General features: G+C 39.6%; 22 protein-coding genes. 14 read left to right on the top strand and 8 right to left on the bottom strand.

What is annotated here, in order from left to right; genetic code table 11:
- Window positions 1-95 precede the first annotated feature (95 nt).
- The gene (locus AC1M9I_RS06265; protein ID WP_481594947.1) at window positions 96-2,303 is read left to right on the top strand and encodes a PhoX family protein; all 2,208 of its coding nucleotides are present in this window, start codon (window positions 96-98) and stop codon (window positions 2,301-2,303) included.
- A 27-nt stretch (window positions 2,304-2,330) separates the two neighbouring features.
- Here the strand turns inward: AC1M9I_RS06265 and AC1M9I_RS06260 are convergent, their stop codons facing one another.
- A complete protein-coding gene (locus AC1M9I_RS06260; protein ID WP_481594946.1) occupies window positions 2,331-3,134 on the bottom strand; it encodes an NRDE family protein in 804 nt (267 codons plus the stop codon).
- A 93-nt stretch (window positions 3,135-3,227) separates the two neighbouring features.
- Between AC1M9I_RS06260 and lgt the strand changes: the two genes are divergently transcribed.
- The 9 genes from lgt to msrA all read left to right on the top strand — a co-directional run bounded on the left by lgt (window position 3,228) and on the right by msrA (window position 9,395).
- Window positions 3,228-4,043 carry a prolipoprotein diacylglyceryl transferase gene (gene lgt, locus AC1M9I_RS06255; protein ID WP_481593299.1) on the top strand — a complete coding sequence of 272 codons (816 nt, stop codon included), beginning with the start codon at window positions 3,228-3,230 and terminating at the stop codon, window positions 4,041-4,043.
- A gap of 84 nt (window positions 4,044-4,127) precedes the next feature.
- On the top strand, window positions 4,128-4,499 hold the full coding sequence (locus tag AC1M9I_RS06250; RefSeq protein ID WP_481594965.1) for a hypothetical protein: 372 nt from the start codon (window positions 4,128-4,130) through the stop codon (window positions 4,497-4,499).
- 81 nt (window positions 4,500-4,580) lie between these two features.
- Window positions 4,581-4,883, top strand: a complete 303-nt coding sequence (locus AC1M9I_RS06245; RefSeq protein WP_481594945.1) for a hypothetical protein — start codon at window positions 4,581-4,583, stop codon at window positions 4,881-4,883.
- 147 nt (window positions 4,884-5,030) lie between these two features.
- On the top strand, window positions 5,031-5,522 hold the full coding sequence (locus AC1M9I_RS06240; RefSeq protein WP_481610833.1) for a lipocalin family protein: 492 nt from the start codon (window positions 5,031-5,033) through the stop codon (window positions 5,520-5,522).
- Window positions 5,523-5,714: 192 nt separating this feature from the next.
- On the top strand, window positions 5,715-6,557 hold the full coding sequence (gene thyA, locus AC1M9I_RS06235) for a thymidylate synthase (RefSeq protein ID WP_481594943.1): 843 nt from the start codon (window positions 5,715-5,717) through the stop codon (window positions 6,555-6,557).
- A 93-nt stretch (window positions 6,558-6,650) separates the two neighbouring features.
- Window positions 6,651-7,163, top strand: a complete 513-nt coding sequence (locus AC1M9I_RS06230) for a dihydrofolate reductase (RefSeq protein WP_035266739.1) — start codon at window positions 6,651-6,653, stop codon at window positions 7,161-7,163.
- A gap of 26 nt (window positions 7,164-7,189) precedes the next feature.
- Entirely contained in the window at window positions 7,190-8,260 is a 1,071-nt protein-coding gene (locus tag AC1M9I_RS06225; protein WP_481594942.1) for an Lnb N-terminal periplasmic domain-containing protein, read from the top strand.
- Window positions 8,261-8,334: 74 nt separating this feature from the next.
- Window positions 8,335-8,790: an META domain-containing protein gene (locus AC1M9I_RS06220; RefSeq protein WP_035266743.1), complete on the top strand. Its 456-nt coding sequence runs from the start codon at window positions 8,335-8,337 to the stop codon at window positions 8,788-8,790.
- 83 nt (window positions 8,791-8,873) lie between these two features.
- Window positions 8,874-9,395, top strand: a complete 522-nt coding sequence (gene msrA, locus AC1M9I_RS06215; protein ID WP_481594941.1) for a peptide-methionine (S)-S-oxide reductase MsrA — start codon at window positions 8,874-8,876, stop codon at window positions 9,393-9,395.
- Between the two features lie 50 nt (window positions 9,396-9,445).
- Here the strand turns inward: msrA and AC1M9I_RS06210 are convergent, their stop codons facing one another.
- The 5 genes from AC1M9I_RS06210 to AC1M9I_RS06190 form a co-directional block, all read right to left on the bottom strand.
- Window positions 9,446-9,850 (bottom strand): ExbD/TolR family protein, encoded by a 405-nt coding sequence (locus tag AC1M9I_RS06210; RefSeq protein WP_035266746.1) that lies wholly within the window; start codon window positions 9,848-9,850, stop codon window positions 9,446-9,448.
- Window positions 9,850-10,473, bottom strand: a complete 624-nt coding sequence (locus tag AC1M9I_RS06205) for a MotA/TolQ/ExbB proton channel family protein (RefSeq protein WP_180028347.1) — start codon at window positions 10,471-10,473, stop codon at window positions 9,850-9,852. The genes AC1M9I_RS06210 and AC1M9I_RS06205 overlap by 1 nt, the downstream gene beginning before the upstream one ends.
- A gap of 20 nt (window positions 10,474-10,493) precedes the next feature.
- A complete protein-coding gene (locus tag AC1M9I_RS06200; RefSeq protein WP_035266750.1) occupies window positions 10,494-11,312 on the bottom strand; it encodes an energy transducer TonB in 819 nt (272 codons plus the stop codon).
- A gap of 213 nt (window positions 11,313-11,525) precedes the next feature.
- On the bottom strand, window positions 11,526-12,392 hold the full coding sequence (gene purU / locus AC1M9I_RS06195) for a formyltetrahydrofolate deformylase (protein WP_092766746.1): 867 nt from the start codon (window positions 12,390-12,392) through the stop codon (window positions 11,526-11,528).
- A gap of 88 nt (window positions 12,393-12,480) precedes the next feature.
- Window positions 12,481-13,173 (bottom strand): TetR/AcrR family transcriptional regulator, encoded by a 693-nt coding sequence (locus AC1M9I_RS06190; RefSeq protein ID WP_035266753.1) that lies wholly within the window; start codon window positions 13,171-13,173, stop codon window positions 12,481-12,483.
- A 124-nt stretch (window positions 13,174-13,297) separates the two neighbouring features.
- Here AC1M9I_RS06190 and AC1M9I_RS06185 point away from each other — a divergent pair, with 124 nt between their 5' ends.
- The 4 genes from AC1M9I_RS06185 (at window position 13,298) to AC1M9I_RS06170 (ending at window position 17,186) form a co-directional block, all read left to right on the top strand.
- Complete coding sequence (locus AC1M9I_RS06185; protein WP_481593296.1) at window positions 13,298-14,746, top strand: coniferyl aldehyde dehydrogenase; 1,449 nt, start codon at window positions 13,298-13,300, stop codon at window positions 14,744-14,746.
- A 165-nt stretch (window positions 14,747-14,911) separates the two neighbouring features.
- Complete coding sequence (gene rpmB, locus AC1M9I_RS06180) at window positions 14,912-15,148, top strand: 50S ribosomal protein L28 (protein ID WP_000048256.1); 237 nt, start codon at window positions 14,912-14,914, stop codon at window positions 15,146-15,148.
- Window positions 15,149-15,160: 12 nt separating this feature from the next.
- Window positions 15,161-15,316, top strand: a complete 156-nt coding sequence (gene rpmG / locus AC1M9I_RS06175) for a 50S ribosomal protein L33 (protein WP_001205031.1) — start codon at window positions 15,161-15,163, stop codon at window positions 15,314-15,316.
- A 151-nt stretch (window positions 15,317-15,467) separates the two neighbouring features.
- The gene (locus AC1M9I_RS06170) at window positions 15,468-17,186 is read left to right on the top strand and encodes a cation:proton antiporter (protein WP_481594940.1); all 1,719 of its coding nucleotides are present in this window, start codon (window positions 15,468-15,470) and stop codon (window positions 17,184-17,186) included.
- A 36-nt stretch (window positions 17,187-17,222) separates the two neighbouring features.
- On the opposite strand, the gene AC1M9I_RS06165 is transcribed toward AC1M9I_RS06170, so the two are convergent.
- Entirely contained in the window at window positions 17,223-17,501 is a 279-nt protein-coding gene (locus tag AC1M9I_RS06165) for a hypothetical protein (RefSeq protein WP_035266758.1), read from the bottom strand.
- A 122-nt stretch (window positions 17,502-17,623) separates the two neighbouring features.
- Window positions 17,624-18,127, bottom strand: a complete 504-nt coding sequence (locus AC1M9I_RS06160; protein WP_481594938.1) for a DUF6586 family protein — start codon at window positions 18,125-18,127, stop codon at window positions 17,624-17,626.
- Between the last annotated feature and the right edge of the window lie 65 nt (window positions 18,128-18,192).

The raw sequence follows: 18,192 nt of genomic DNA, 5'->3' as shown, positions 1-18,192 counted from the left end.
ATTCAACTGACATAAATCTATCATTTGATTGTCATGATTGCGCATTAAGTTGTTTGTGACGCTAAAAACTACCAAGCAAGATGCTAGGAACGAACATGACTGATTTAATACCTTTTAACGATGATTACGATAGCAATGATTCGGGGAATCCAGAATTTCACCATTTACTTGAAAAGCAAATTACGCGTAGAGATCTCATTAAGAAGACTGCTGGTGGTGCAGTAGCATTGACAGTAGCGGCTTCAGTCGCAGGCTGTAACAGTGACGACAATGACAATAACAACTCAAATCCTTCACTACCTGAATTCGACAAATCAAAAACGCCAACTGAACTAACATTTAAAGCGGTTGATAAAAATATTAAAAATGAATTCACAGTGCCTGAAGGATATGAAGCACGTGTTATTTATGCACTAGGAGACCCGCTTTTTGAAGGTATGCCTGAATGGGATGCAGATAATATTCCGAGTGGTGCTTCATTTACCATGCGTTCAGGTGAATGTCATGACGGTATGACATATTTCGGCATGAAAAATAGCCGTTATGATCAAAATGAGTCAAATGTAGGTTTACTGGTACTCAACCATGAATATGTAGATAACAAAGCAATTTTACATCCAGCGAATAATACCATTTCAGCGGATATTCGTTCTGAAGATGAAGCATTACGTGAAATCAACTGTCACGGCGTTTCAGTGATTGAAGTACAAAAAAATCCAACAACTCAACAAGTCACTCTAAATAAACGCTCTGTATTCAACCGTCGAATTACAGCTGCAACACCAATCGATTTCGCTGGTCCTGTAAAAGGGCATGAATTGGTGCAGACCAAGATCAGTCCAGAAGGCACATTTACATTAGGTACGATCAATAACTGTGGTAACGGTTATACGCCTTGGGGCACGTACTTAACCACCGAAGAAAACTTTAATCAATACTTTACTCGCGATGACAAAGATCGTTCTGAAAAGGATTTGGAGTCATTAAAACGTTATAAAATTGCTTCAAATAGTTCTTATAAGTGGCACACTGTTCAAGCACAACTATTCCCTCAAGATGTCTATGAGCGCTGGTTAACCAAAGTCTCTGCATCTTCTGCAACTCAAGATTTTAGAAACTCACCAAATACATTTGGTTGGATTGTTGAAATTGACCCATTTGATGGTCGTCAGCGCCCAGTAAAACGTACAGCTCTTGGACGTTTCGCTCATGAAGATTGCCGTGTGAGTCGTGCCATTCCTGGGCAACCACTAGCCTTCTATATGGGGGATGACTCTCAAGGCGAATATATCTATAAATTTGTTTCAGATGCGGTTTGGGACCCTAAAGATATCAACGGCGGTTATGCTGCTGGTGATAAATATATGAATAACGGTAAATTCTATGTTGCTAAATTTAACTTTAATGAAGCAACTCAAAAGACGTCTGGTGAGTGGATTGAACTCAATATCTCCAATCCATTAATTGCTAATTATTCAAAATACAAATTTACAGATCAAGCTGATGTATTGGTAAATGCCCGTTTAGCAGGTGATGCAGTTGGTGCAACCAAAATGGATCGTCCAGAATGGGTTGCAGTAAACCCAGAGAATGGTGAGGTTTATGTCACCTTAACCAATAACTCATTACGTGGAAGTGAGCATACAATTGATGCTGCTAACCCTCGTAACTATGCTGATAATGATAAAGGTGGTACTCCTCGCGGGAATATCAACGGACATATTATTCGTTTCCGTGAAACTGGTGATACTGTTACAGCAAAAACATTTGTATGGGATATCTTCTTATTTGGCGCAGAAGAAGATTCACTTCCAGGTGTAAACCTATCTGGACTCACATCAGCAAATGATTTCTCAAGTCCAGATGGCCTATGGTTTGATCCACGTGGTGTCTTGTGGATACAAACTGATGATGGCGCTTATACAGATGAAACGAATTGCATGATGCTCGCTGCACTTCCAGGTCAAGTAAGTGATGGTAAAGTGACTTCTGCAAATGCTGGTTCAAATAATGCCACTCAACTTACTCCTGCTGGCGCACAGCTTGATGATTCAAAGTTACGTCGTTTTTTAACAGGTCCTTCAGGCTGTGAAATTACAGGTGTAACGATGACACCAGACTATAAAGCTATTTTTGTGAATGTTCAGCATCCTGGTGGTACTTGGCCTGCAAATCACAGCAATAGTATCAGCGGTGGTAAAGGTACACGTCCTCGCTCTGCGACGGTCGTGATTACTCGTAAAGATGGTGGCGAGATTGTTGGGGAAAGTCTAGAAAAGAAAGAAAACACTCCTGCTGCTTAATTCAAACATTGAAATAGAAAATGCCGACTACGATGTCGGCATTTTTTTTGAGAGATGCAAATCAATTTTGACTATGTGATTCTGATACGTACCTTGCTGCGTTTTTTCAAGCCAAGTCCATTGATTTCTTTTCATCAATAAATAGTTTGAGCATCGTGTTCCATATATCGGGCTTCGTATAAAAGTAGAAGATAACAGCTGCTCCATTTCCACTGATATTCCTGTTTGAGGTAATAAATCTAAATCAATTTTTCTTTCATCTTGTAAGATACCCCAAACGGCGTACTCTAAATCATACGCTTTTTGAGCATTGGGATTTAATTGCAATAATGGTAAGAACTCTTGTGTAAAGCGTTTACGCAAATGTTTGGTTTTTTCCCATGGATCACTTAATACACCATTGGAAACCACATATACACCTTTGGCAAGAACTTGTGGAGATTCACCACGATTACTCATATAAACCGCTTGATCAGAGGTTCCGATAAAAAGGTTAAATCCAGCGTAATCACATTGCTTTTTTTCTAATTCTTGGGCAAATCGGATCGGTGCTAATTCAGACTCCAGATATTGCTGAATGATATGTCCTCTTGAAGTTGGATATTCCTTCTTATCATTTGCATCACGGTAATTTGTCACAAGTGCCCAACGCCCTGCAGCAGTAATCCCCATCCATGTCCCACCAGATTGTAAATCTTGACCTGCAATAATTGGGCTATTTTCCCACTTATGAATTTGTGAAGCAGGTCGGTGATAAAACTCATCCCGATTTGAAATTAAGCATAATGGTGTTTCATCCAACACTTGCCATGCGATTGCTACAATACACATCGTTGCATCCTTAGAACTTTACACATTGAATGTACAACATTTTTTCAGTCTTTCCGTTAGAATCGACACAAAACATAATATAAAGGAAAAGCAATGCTGACCTATCCTTCTATTGACCCAGTGGCAATATCTGTGGGTCCATTACAAGTTCACTGGTATGGACTCATGTATCTACTCGCATTTTTATTTGCGTGGGGCTTGGCAACATTCCGTGCTAAGCAACGAGGATGGACACCAGACATGGTCTCTGATCTCATCTTTTACGGTGCATTAGGTGTCGTGATTGGTGGTCGAGTAGGCTATGTGTTCTTTTATGGTTTTGATCAATTCCTTGCAAATCCGATATGGTTATTCCAAGTTTGGACAGGTGGCATGAGCTTCCATGGCGGCTTCTTAGGTGTCATGTTTGCCATGTTATTGTGGTGTAAAAAATACAAAATGACTTGGTTCCAAACACTGGATTTTATTGCCCCATGTGTTCCAACAGGTCTGATGTTTGGTCGTATTGGCAACTTTATTGGCGGCGAACTTTATGGCCGACAAGTCACAGATCCAAATTTCGCATTGGGTATGGTTTTCCCTACAGATCCTTTACAACTCGTACGACATCCATCCCAACTTTACCAAGCACTCTGTGAGGGTTTGATTCTTTTTATTGTTCTGTGGTGGTTTAGTTCTAAACCTCGTCCACGCATGGCTGTTTCTGCTCTATTCTTAATTGGATATGGTATCGCTCGCTTCACAGTTGAATTCTTCCGTGAGCCAGATAATGGTCAATTATTTATCGGATGGATGAGCAAAGGACAATTCCTTACAGTTCCAATGATTCTCATCGGCCTATGGATGCTTTGGTATGCCTACCAAAAGAAAGTATATGACTGGGGTCCTTTACAAAATAATGGCAAATAAGTAAATCATGCCCTCAAAGGTGAACATCTTGTTCACCTTTTTTTGTGCTAGAGTTTTGACTTATTTACTTTGATTCAGATTACTATGCTCGAGTTTTGGTTTGATCCTAAAGTTTCAATACAACACAAAGCTTTATTTTTTATTTTGATTGCGAGTGCTACCGCTACGTTATATTGGATGCAACCGCTTAACTTCGATGCCATCTTAATGTTTGTGGGCACAGGTATCGTTTTTCTTATTTGCCGTTACTGTAAAATTCATTTCGCTTCACACCATCCAACAGGGTTGATCTACCGATTATTTACTTGGATTCCTATCGCTCTGCTACTTGCCTTAATTTTCATGCATGCAAAGGATGGAGAAATTCTTTTACCTGGTGCTCAAGGATTAGGATTTATGGCTTTATCTATTTGCTTATTTTCTCCACTGTCTCTACTTCATCAACATCAGCATTAAGACGTCATTATGTTAAATTTCTGGTATTCGGAACGATGCACACGCACGCTTAAATTGATCATTTGTATATCAACGTGTGTAATGATTCTGTTGACAGCTGAAATTAAAAAACTTGATTTTCTATCGACACTCATGAGCTTATGTTTAGGCTTAAGCGTACACATTATTCATCATGTTTTGATCCAATCTAAGCGTCTAAAGCATCAGCTGAAAGCATATTATGCTTTTAGTCCTTTCGTCTCGATTGTATTTTTTATCGTCATGCTTTCAGCGCTGAACTTTCAAAATAGCAGAGAGTTTTTTGCACTTTTTGTACAACTCATAGGTTATAGCGCAGTGGGATTGTTCGTAGTGAGTTTATATGCATCTCGTACACCCCGCTGAATTTCAAAACAACTAAGCAAATGAAAATAAATATAAAATTAATCACACTCACTTAACGCTTTGCTACAGAACAGTATTATTTCTACTCCAAAACTGTGCCTATACTCAAAGAACGTATCTAATTTAGATTAAATGGAGTACATCATAATGAGTCAAAATTTAACGACCGTATCTAACTTCCAACTTGAACGCTATTTAGGTACTTGGTATGAGATTGCACGCTTACCAATGAAGCATCAACCTGAAGACAGTACGGATATTTCAGCAGTCTATACCTTAAACAGCGATGGAACCGTACGTGTTCAAAATCGTTGTCTTGATGGCAACAAAGAACTGGATGAGTCTATTGGCGAAGCCACAGTTGCAGATGCTGAACATGGCAAATTAGAAGTCAGCTTTTTGCCTGAAGGATTTCGTTGGATTCCATTCACTAAGGGTGACTATTGGGTACTTAAGATCGATGAAAATTATCAAACTGCTTTAGTCGGTGAACCTAATCAAGAATATCTTTGGATTCTGCACCGTGAACCTGTGTTAAATGAATCTATCAAACAAGCGTATCTTGCATATGCTCAATCCATTGGTTATGACCTAAGCGATCTAATTCATACTGTACATACAGGACACAAAACTGCTTAAGCCCTAAAATTTTGTGTTAAATGAGAGCACCCTAAAGGGTGCTTTCTTATTTCTTTAATTACTCGCTTTCAAAGAGTCTATTCCGTAAGGAAGATATTAAAATGCATGCTGCTTTAGTATAAACTGATGCCAATGAAATTTTTGGCATTGGTTTATTCTTCAAATGCCACATTCAAATCGATCAGGACATTTATGAAAGCGTATTTAGACCTACTACAACATATCCTCGACAATGGCGGTGATAAAGGTGACCGTACTGGTACAGGTACTCGTTCTGTATTTGGTCATCAAATGCGCTTTGATCTTTCTAAAGGTTTTCCTCTACTGACCACAAAGAAAGTTCACTTCCGTTCAATCGTGGTTGAATTACTTTGGTTCCTTAAAGGTGATACCAATGTTAAATATCTCCAAGATCATAAAGTTACAATTTGGGATGAATGGTCGACAGCTGAGCAGACTGCTCGTTTTGGACGTCCTGAAGGAGAGCTAGGTCCAGTATATGGACACCAATGGCGTAACTTTGGTGCAACTAAAAAAGACGATGGTTTATACGAGCAAGATGGTTTTGATCAAATCAAATGGTTAATTAATGAAATTAAAACCAATCCAAACTCCCGTCGTTTAATCGTATCAGGTTGGAACCCAAAAGAAGCTGGACAAGTGGCACTCCCTCCTTGTCACACGCTTTTCCAGTTTTTTGTTCAGGATGGAAAATTATCATGTCAGCTTTATCAACGTAGTGCTGATGTTTTTCTTGGCGTTCCATTTAATATTGCAAGTTATGCACTTCTCACCCATATGATTGCGCAAGTCTGTGATCTAGAAGTCGGTGATTTTGTGTGGACAGGTGGTGATACTCATCTTTACGCCAATCATTTCGAGCAAGCACAACTTCAATTAACACGTGAACCACTTCCATTGTGCCAACTCAAACTGAATCCTGAAATTAAAGATATTTTTAATTTCAAATTTGAAGATATTGAAATCGTAAATTACGAATCGCATCCCGCAATTAAAGCACCTGTTGCAGTTTGATTTTAACTAAGGTCTTTTGGGATCACCGTTGGTACCAATCGTGATCCAACTTTACATTTCCCTCTTTAACTCATATTCGCTGGAAGAATAATCATGGCATTTCAAGGTTTAGAAGTCGTACACGTCGTTGCAATGGATCAACAACGTTGTATTGGCAAAGGAAATGATTTGCCATGGCATATTTCAGCTGATCTCAAACATTTTAAAGAAATTACTCAAGGTGGTGTTGTGGTCATGGGACGTAAAACACTTGAGTCTATGGGTAGAACACTTCCTAAACGTGTAAATTGGGTCATTACACGAGATACGTCATGGCAGTTTGAAGGAACAAAAATCGCGCATACAATCGAGAGTGCACTTGAGCAGGCAGTCCATGATGTAAAAGCTTCTGAAAAGCCTGGATCTATTTTTATCATAGGTGGTGGAGAAATTTTTAGCCAAACGATCTCTATTGCGGATCGCTTAGAACTCACGCATGTTGAATTAGACGTTCAAGGTGATGCTCATTATCCCGAGATTCCACCTGAATTTAAAAAAGTGGCATCAGAGCAACACATTGATGACAAAACAAATATTGCATTTGAGTTCGCAACCTACCAAAAATAAAGCTTTCTTACATATAGCCAATAACAATGCATAACATCGGTAAAAGAGAGTTTATTCTTGCACTTGCAAAGGGAGCTTTTCACTCCCTATTTAGTTTATTTGTCATCTTCTCTTCGATTTGGTTATGTATGGCCTTATGGGTTCAAGAGCCATTTGGCTGGTTAGTCAGTCGTATTATCATTGGCTTTTGGGTCGCTTTTGCCTTAAGTGTTTTAGGCATATATGCAACACAACATTTTTTTAGCCGTAGTAAAGATGTTGTCTTATACATTATCTTTTTTGCGTTCAGTTTAGTTTGGTATTTTAGCATCCCTGCCAAACAAGACCGTGAGTGGAATCCTGAAGTCGCAAGAATTCTCAATTATGAACGTCAAGGTGATTGGGTCACTTTACACAATGTGCGTAATTTTGCATGGAATGAAGACGGAACCTATCAAGAACGCTGGGATACACGTCAGATTGATTTGAATCAAATCAGTGGCATTAACATCATTACTTCATATTGGATGGGACCACAAATCGCCCACACTTTAGTCAGCTTTGATTTCAAAAACTCTAAACCACTGACCTTTTCGATTGAAATTCGCAAAGAAAAAGATGAAGAGTTTTCTGCTATTGGTGGTTTTTTTAGAAAGTACGAAGTCAGTTTAGTTGCTGCTGACGAGAAAGACATTATTTATACACGTAGCAATGTACGTAATGAACAGGTTTATTTTTTCCCAATCAACATGAAAGCTGCTGAAATGAAAGCTTTATTTGAGGAATATTTAGAGCAAGCAGATCAACTTAATCAAGAACCAAAATGGTATAACACCTTGACCAGTAACTGCACCACTTTGGTTTTTGATATGGTTCAAGCGATTTCCAAACATGAACTGCCAGTGGACTACCGATTATTAGCCTCAGGTTATTTACCTAATTATCTGTATGACTTGGGGGCATTACAACATCATTGGGATATCAAAACATGGTACAACAAGGCACATGTCAACCCAAGAACAGACCAATTTAATCAATTTAAATATCAAAGTAGTGAAAATTATTCAAAAATGATTCGTCTGGGTCTCCCTCAGAGTCAGCCAGAGCTTGCACCTTAGCGTATCAGTTGATATACATAAAATTGACTTGAATTTAATTTACATTAGAAAGAAATAACACAGGGGCATTTCATATGTTAAAACAACTTTTAGCCGTATCCGTTATAGGTTCAGCATTACTTTTTACAGCATGTACCACAACACCATCTGCTGAAAAGCAGCAACAAGCACTTAATCAATTGCAAAATAAAACTTGGATTTTGACACATATCGGCGCAACAGAATTTAAAACCGACCCTACTGCACACAATGTTCCAAGTATTCAATTTGATGCAGCATCTAGTCGTTTGAGTGGTGCAGATGGTTGTAACCGTTTTATGGGTGCATATAGCATTAAAGCTGACAAAATTAGCTTGAGTGAAGTTGCGACTACACAAATGATGTGTGTGAATACTCAAGAACTTGCAAATCGCTATAATGCTGCCTTGGCAAAAGTCGCGGCATTCCAAGTCTACGACAAAACGCTTCGCCTACTCGATGAGAATGGTAATCCAGTATTGCAATATGAGTCTGCAATTCAACCGCGTTAACAGTTAAGCAACCATTCCATTGGTTGCTTTTTTTGTTCTACACCCCATTATTTCAGTCATTGCAACTCAATAAGGTGAATCTCATGCAACAAGCTTTGCTCGGTGGCGGATGCTTTTGGTGTGTTGAAGCAGTTTTCCTTCAACTCAAAGGTATCACTAAAGTCGTGAGTGGTTATGCGGGTGGGTATACGGTCAATCCAAGCTATGAAGATATTTGCAAAGGAGATACCCATCATGCTGAAGTGGTTTTAGTGGATTTTGATGAAAGTCAAATTAGCTTTGCTCAATTGCTTGATGTATTTTTTGCAACACATGATCCAACCACACTCAATCGCCAAGGTAATGATATAGGCACTCAATATCGCTCTGTCATTTATTATTTTGATGAAGAACAGCGCCAGATTGCAGAGAAAGCGATTCAACAGTTAAAAGCAGAAGGTTTAGATATTGTTACAGAACTAAGCTCAGTACCGACCTTCTACCCTGCTGAAGAATATCATCAAAATTTCTTTGCTCGTAACCCGACTCAGGGTTATTGCAATTTTAGTATCCCACCAAAACTTTTAAAGCTTCGCTCTAAATTTGAAGGTTTACTCAAAGACTAATACAGGTATAAAAAAAGCGACCTTATGGTCGCTTTTCTCATGTTAATCAGTTAATTATCTGTGGCAAAGGCAATGTCAGCAAGCCCGGCTTCGCTTGCACGTGACATCACTTGAGCAACAGTATCATAACGTGATTCTTTATCTGCTTTAAGAATAATCGTCGGTTGTTGTGCTGAACCACCGGCATCGTTAAATCTTTTTTGCAATTCATCTAAGCTGATAATTTCTGAATCCCATGCAATCTCACCCTGTGAGTTAATGCTTACTTGAATCGATTCAGGTGGTGGATCAATGATATCCGCTGTCGTTTTTGGTAAAGTTAATGGAATTGATGGGTTAGCAACGGTCGCTGTCACCAAGAAGATGATCATCAAAACCAACATAATGTCAATTAACGGGATGAGGTTCATCTCCGTCATGCCTGTATCGTTGTCTTCACCCAATTGAAAAGCCATTAAGCTTGACCTCCAACGTAACTTTCTTGAGTCGCTTTCACTTCAACTTTCTGCGCAGAAGAATCTTGTTGCAACATCGTGTCGATTAACAGACTGTGAGCATGATCTTGTAGTTCATTACTTAATGTACGATTAAAGCGAATACAAATGTTGTATGCGATCACTGCTGGAATAGCAACTGCTAGACCAATACCAGTCATAATCAGGGCTTCACCCACAGGGGTTGCAACTTGTGCAAGTCCTGCTTGACCGCTTTTACCTACTGCAACCAATGCATGGAAGATTCCCCATACTGTACCAAATAGCCCTACAAATGGTGCAAGTGAGGCAATTGTTCCGAGTACAGCAACACCTTTTTCAGCAGATGCTTTTTCCAAAGCAATCTGACGCAATAAAGCTTGCTCAGCCACAGCTTTACGTTGTTCAAATCCCAAAGGAGCGAGTTTCGCTTTTAATCCTGCTAATGCTTTAGAGAGTTGAGCATAAGCAACTTCTTTCAGTTGACGTGTTCCCATCACACGTAAAACGACAATTGTCCATGTCGCAATAGACATTGCGAGTAAAACGAAATAAAGCGTCTTACTGACTGCATCAGCATGTTGCCAATAAACTGAAAAGTTCATACTCGAACTCCTAATAAAAGTTAGCCGTTAGAATTCAACTTAAGTTCAAATGGTTGTTCCGCTCTAAACGGATAAGCCACGCCATTTTCCTTATAAGGTCTGAATTTTGCATTACGCACTGAGCGTAAAATCTTTTGATCAAGCGAATCAATTCCACTTGATTTTGTGATTCTGGCATTCACTACATTACCGTTAGTGTCCGCTTCAATCGATACTACAACAGTACGATCAGAACCTTGTAAATCTCGGTTGGTATATGATGGCTTCGGTGTACGAGACCATGATATTTGCCCAATACTTAAATTCTTTGGTGTATTACGTGCTTGCTGCTCACGACGTTCTTGTTCGCGTCTTTCATTTTCCAAGCGCTCACGTTCTTGTTGCTCACGTAGCTGTTGGTCACGCAATGCTTGCTCACGTCGCTGCTGTTCAAGCAACTCACGATTTTTACGTTCTTGCTCTAAACGCTGTTGTTCCTGCTTTTGCTTTTCTAATTTATCTTCTTGAACAATTGCTTTTTGTTCGACAGGTTTAGGCTTTTCAGCAATGACTTTGGGTTTAACCACAGGAGGTGGTTCAACGACTTTAGGTTCTGGTTTTGGTTGAACTTGAGGTTTCACAGGTTCAACAGGAGGTGGCGGCGGTGGCGCATCCTCTTTAATCTGAACAAAACGAACCTTAATTGGATCTTTATCAATAGGTTTTAATTCAGGTGTTTTCATCTGACTCACGGCAAATAAAACACCAATATGCCCGATCACCACTGCAATGAGCGAAGTAAGCACTTTCTTTTTCATTGAGATTGGATTTTGCATCATAGGAATGGAAGATGGGCTCATTAAAATTTATGACCTGATATACATTGACGCTGTCTTCAGAAGGAAGATTTCAATCAAACTTATCGGTTAGTACAATTAAAGTACGCCAATAATAAATGAGAAGTGTTTTCATTTGCAACTATTAATTCTGCAGTTTTGATGAGTTTTTTTGATCATCAATAAAAAAGGCATGCTCACGCATGCCTTAATAAATCAGTGATATTTAATTAAAAATCACTGGAATACCACAGTTTTATTACCATCAACAATGATACGGTCTTCTAAATGCCACTTAACAGCACGCGCCAAGACATTACGCTCAACGTCTTGACCTAATTCACGTAATTGATCAACTGTAAAATCATGGCTGACACGCTCGACATCTTGTTCAATAATCGGACCTTGATCCAAATCAGCTGTCACATAATGCGCTGTTGCACCAATCAGTTTTACGCCTTTTTCATACGCTTGCTTATAAGGGTTAGCACCCACAAAAGCTGGAAGGAAAGAATGATGAATGTTGATCACTTTCATTTCCCACTTAGAGACGAACTCTTCATCAAGAATCTGCATATAACGTGCGAGTACAAGTAAATCATTACCTTGCATTAACTCATCAATTTTTGCATATGCTTCGCGCTTGTTCTCTTTATTGACAGGCACAACTTCAAAAGGAATACCGAAGTTTTCCACAGACTCACGTAGATCTTCATGATTCGATACAACCTTAGTGATTTCACAAGGTAATCCACCACGTGCATGACGCCACAAAAGCTCAAGCAAGGCATGGTCGACTTTCGATACCAAAATACCGACTTTCTTTACATCTGACACTAAAGCTAAACGCCAATGCATGTTGTAACGTTCAGCTACGTTTGTGGCGAAAGTTTGTAGAATATTTTCCTTACGGCTTTGCAAATTGTCGAGTTCAAACTCAACACGCATGAAATAACGCCCGCCCTGAGCTTCTGTTGCATATTGATCAAGCGCAGTGATGTTTGCCCCTTGATGATACAAAAAGCTCGATACAGCCTGCACGATTCCTGGTTTATCTTCGCAAGTAATCAGTAAACGTGCTGTGTTAGCAGTTGTCATATTCATGATGATTTATATCACTTAACAGTTAAATTGAAAAACAGCCGCGTATTCTAACTCTTTTTTTAATGCTTTCAAATTATCTTTGCTGAAATCAATCTTCTCGATCAGCAGAAAGACTGGCAAATAATTCAGATGTTCCCAGCGTTTCAAGCAAGCGCTCATAAGTCTGACGACTTTCACCACGTAAATAAGGACCTTCAAGAAACACCATTTGACGCAGTGCCTGCCAAACCCACTTTTCATCTAAATGGTTGGAATCTTTTAAATGACCAGACATATAGAGAAAATTCGTCCAGTTCGTTAGGACGATCCATAGGTTGATGATCAACGCTTCAATTTCAGACTCTGTCATTTGCATGAGACCTGCATTGACGAAGGCTCTGTAAATCTTTTGACCTTGTTGCATCACTTTACCTGCGAAACGCGGGTAAATTTTTCTAAAGTCATCATTATTTTCTGTTAAATGATATACATCACGATGCAGAAAACGATAGGCCCATAACTGACTACTGAGTACTTGAAAGTATCGGATTTTATCATTGGCATTTACATCACGGTCTTCTGGCAATGCTAGCAGCTCTAAAGTTGCATGCTGATATTGCTCCATCAGCTCTTTAATGATCTCTTGCTTGTTACGAAAGTGATAATAGAGATTACCAGGACTAATACCTAACTCTGCTGCGATATGGTTAGTTGTGACAGATCGCTCTCCACGTTCGTTAAAGAGTTGCAAACTAATTTGCAAGATTCGGTCTTTGGTTTTTAACGTTTTGGAATGCGACATCCTAATACCATCTATAACAAGAATAATGACGTTTAGCCCAAGCTAACATAAAAGTGACTTGACTTTTAGAGTATTTACTCTAAAAATAAAAATCACATCAACCCTTACATTAGTGGTACTGGTCATGAACAGTCAAACAAAAACAAATTTAATGACGACTGAAGCATCGGAAGTTCAGCATTTACATGATCTTCTAGCGCTTCAGAAAGCAGCCTATCGACGTTATCCGAACCCGACAGCAAAACAGCGTATTGAACGTTTGGCTCGTCTTAAAGCAGTTTTGATTAAATATCAGGACCAAATTGCAGAAGCAATTAGCCAAGATTATGGTAATCGTTCGGTTTCTGAAACTAAAATTGGTGAACTGCTCACTTCACTCGAGCAAATCAAATATTACAGCAAACATTTAACAGAGTGGATGAAGCCTTCTAAACGCCATATCGGTATTTTACATCAACCTGCAAAAGGTTGGGTTCAGTATCAACCTTTGGGTGTTGTCGGTATCATTTCCCCTTGGAACTACCCTTTATTATTGGCGATTAGCCCATTAGTATGTGCCTTGGCAGCGGGCAACCACGCCATGATTAAAGTTTCAAGCACCTCACGTAATTTTGGTTATGTATTACAAAATGCTCTATCTGAAGCATTCCCACAAGAGTTAGTTGCCGTTGTTACAGGTGGTGGCGTAATCTCTGACACATTCAGTCATCTTGCATTTGATAAATTAGTCTTCACAGGCTCTACCAATGTTGGTAAGACTGTGATGAAAGCAGCATCTGAAAACTTAGTTCCAGTTATTCTAGAACTTGGTGGTAAATCACCAGTTATCGTGCACCCTTCAATTGACTTAAAGGATGTCGCGGAGCGTGTTGCATTCGGTAAATTATGGAATGCGGGTCAAACTTGTGTCGCACCAGATTATATTTTCTTACCACGCGGCAAAACTTCGGAGTTTATTCACCAGTTTGAATCTGTTGCGAAAACGATGTATCCAACATTACGTGACAACCAAGACTACACCTCTATAGTGAGCGATAAGCAAAATAAACGCTTACAAGGTTACTTAGAAGATGCGATTCAAAATGGTGCTCAAGTCACTGAAATTAATCCATTAAAAGAAGAGCTTGCTTCTGTACGTAAAATTGCGCCAACCCTTCTGACCAATATCACCCCTGATATGGAAATTATGAAGAACGAAATCTTTGGTCCAATTTTACCAATCTTAGAATATGATCAAATAGACGAAGTTATCGAGTTTATTAATGACCGACCACGTCCACTTGCATTATACTATTTCGACTTTAACGATGCTCGAGCAGAATACGTTTCGCAACGTACTCACTCTGGACACTTTGGTCAAAACGCTGTTGTTACTCATGTTGCACAAGATGATCTACCATTCGGTGGCGTTGGTGCATCTGGTATGGGCAGATACCATGGTCCCGAAGGCTTCTTCAGTTTATCAAATGAACGCTCAGTTATGTCTATTCCAAAGCTATTCAGCTTGAAATACGTACTGCCTCCGTTTAATAGACCGATCCCTAGTCTTATCCGTAAAGCCTTTCTTCGTTAAATGATCAAGGCATGATCTATCAAAACAGGTCATGCCCTGTTTTTATCAATTTCGCTTGTCTTTTAAGCGTATTTTTGATATAAAACGCCCCTTGAATGAATTCAATCCGTTTTATTTTGACTGGCCATACAGATTTGCTGTTGGCTAAATCAATGGAGTTACACCATGTCTAAGGTTTGCCAAGTTACCGGCAAGCGTCCAGTCGTTGGTAACAACGTCTCACACGCCAACAACAAAACTAAGCGCCGGTTCGAGCCGAACCTGCACCACCACCGTTTTTGGTTAGAAAGCGAAAAACGTTTCGTACGTCTTCGTCTAACTACTAAAGGTATGCGTATTATCGACAAATTGGGCATCGAAAAGGTTGTTGCTGACCTACGTGCTCAAGGTCAAAAGATCTAAGGAGCAACGAAAATGCGTGATAAGATTCGCCTAGTTTCTTCTGCTGGTACAGGTTATTTCTATACCACTACTAAGAACAAACGTACTATGCCGGAAAAAATGGAAATCAAAAAATTTGATCCAAAAATCCGTCAACACGTAATCTTCAAAGAAGCTAAAATCAAATAATTTTAGTTCTTTAAAAAAATACGACCCATTGGGTCGTTTTTTTTGCCTTTTTTTTCTTCAGGTTGTTAAAATTTAATCTCAGTTTGGCATTTTTTATGCTTATACAGCTCAAAAGCCAATTCATAATTTATAAATATTTAAGGGGTGATTAGTGCCACATGATGTAGATTTAATTATATTGCTTGCGGTTGGTTTTGGCTTAGCCCTTATTTTTGGCTTTATCGCCGCACGTTTACGTCTACCCCCTCTTGTTGGCTATCTCATTGCCGGCATTATTATTAGCCCCAAAACCCCCGGTATCGTCGCCGATATCACACTAGCCAATCAACTCGCAGAACTGGGTGTCATGTTTTTGATGTTCGGTGTCGGGATGCACTTTTCACTGAAAGATTTAATGCAAGTTCGGCGTATTGCTGTCCCTGGTGCAATTTTACAAATCACAGTGGCTACCATCCTCGGGATTGGCGTCTCCATGCTATGGGGATGGAGTTTTGGGTCAGCATTGGTGTTTGGCTTAAGCTTATCTTGTGCGAGTACTGTGGTACTCCTGAAAGCTTTGGGTGACCGAGGCTTACTGGATTCAGTCAATGGAAAAATTGCTGTGGGATGGCTACTCGTCGAAGACCTAGTCATGGTGCTCGCTTTAGTTTTATTACCCGCTACAGCTGTACTCCTTGGCGGAACAGCACTGGAAGGCGCTGATCCAGATCAAAATGTCTTTGTGACTTTAGGAATAACCTTACTTAAAGTTGCGGGCTTTATTGCCTTTATGCTGATTATTGGTAAGCGCCTCATCCCTAAAATTATTCAGTTTGTCGTACGCTTAGGTTCTCGCGAGCTATTTACATTGACTGTGGTTGCAGCAGCCGTATCCATTGCCTATGGTTCGTATGCAGTTTTTGGCGTTTCAATGGCATTAGGTGCATTCTTTGCTGGGATGGTGGTTAAAGAGTCTGACTTCAGTCATCGTGCTGAAGAAGAAACGTTACCACTGCGTGAGATATTCTCCATCCTATTCTTCGTCTCTGTCGGAATGTTGTTTGACCCAACAATTATCGTTGAAGAACCACTTCATATTCTGGCTGTGATTGGCATTATTATGATCGGAAAAACATTGGCAGCAATGGCGCTGGTTTTATTCTTCCGCTATCCATTAAATACCGCACTTACAGTAGGTGCCTCACTCGCTCAAATCGGTGAGTTCTCCTTTATCTTGGCAACACTCGGTCTATCTATAGGATTATTAACCCCTGAAGCTCAAAACTTGATTTTAGCCGGGGCATTATTTTCTATTTCGCTCAATTCTGTTTTATTTTCAGCCATTGAACCCGTACAGAAATGGATTCGTGAGCGCTCGCATTTGGCTCGTTTGCTTGAGCGTAGTGGTGATCCATTGGCGATGTTACCTGACGAGGTCTCACAGGACTACCTGCGCGATCAAGTGGTCATGGTCGGTCATGGAGAAGTTGGACGTCGCTTAACAAAAACACTGATGGAAAATAACATCAAAGTGGTGATTGCTGAAGAAAATCGAGAAATTGTTGAAAAACTACGTGCAAAAGATATTGCTGCAGTATCAGGTTCAGCAACAGAACCGGGCGTATTAATTCAAGCGCATATACAACATGCGAGGCTTTTAATTATCTCGCCGATGGATATTTTAGATATTCATAAGATTGTAGATACTGCCAAACTTCTGAATCCACAGATTCAAGTTTTGATCTGTGCGGAAAGTAAAGAAGAAGCTGAAGCAATACGTGCAGATGAAATTGGTGAAGTGTATTACGCGAAGGAAGAAATGGCGAAGAACATGAGCAATCATATTCTAAATCAAATTGAAATCGCACATCATCATGCACCATCTCACTAAGTAAAATAAAAACCGCGCTATTTGCGCGGTTTTTTCTTAGCTATAAAACTGTGGTTTTTCATCTACGACTTCCGCATGCCATTCATTCGATTGTTTTTCGAGAAGTGCAAATAACGCAGCCTGAATCATGTGTTGGGCAATCAAAGGCATATGATCACCTAATAAAGCTTTCACTTCATCATTAAATTGAATTTTCACAAGTGGCTCATCTTCAGATGCAGCGTGACGAAGCGCTAACTCGCCATTCTCAAGTTGCACCAATTCTAAAATTGCTTCTTGTGTTCCGAATAATTCTTTCAATTGCTCTATAGACATATACCCTCCATGATTCACATGGTGGCAAAATGCTGAATGCACTTTGCATTGCTTAGACTATTTTATATAAGTTCTAAAATTTATATTTCAAGTCTAATCGTTTAAAACTGTCATGATTACAATTAAAACTCAACCATTTCGTTACGAAAACCGTCAATAAGATGGGTTAAGTCACGATGCCACTCTCGAAGAATTTGAATGTCTGGCAACCACGCTTGAGGTGTCTGCGTGACTTTAATAATAAGATTTGAAGAAGTCTCATCCTCAGGTTCTGGTGCACTTGGTTCAGGTGCATACTGGCACATACGATAAGCGCGCTTTAGTTCTGCAATAAAACCATCCTTTGCAAGATGCTGTAACACGGTGATTTCTGGAGAAATTTGCCCTTTAGCGGCCATATGCTCTTCAATAGATTTTAATGTCGGTGAAAAATCATTTAAACGGTAATAACGCACCAACTCTTGCAAAAATGCCAAGACCGCTCCATGCAAATGAAAGACTGCCGCTTCACGATGGGCTTGAGCTTGTTGAATATGATCTGTCTGTTCTGCTTGCTGACATGACAGACGAGCAAAATAGAGTTTTTGATTAGTGCGATCTGCATGAAAACGAGCAACACGAGACATGAAAACTTCCTAACAACATTTATGTCATACAACTTAAATGTTGACGCCATATCACGCAATGCTTT

Source organism: Acinetobacter sp. ANC_7553, assembly GCF_056779895.1.
The sequence above is the reverse complement of the archived record's forward strand: the minus strand, read 5'-3'. Positions and strand labels throughout refer to the sequence as shown.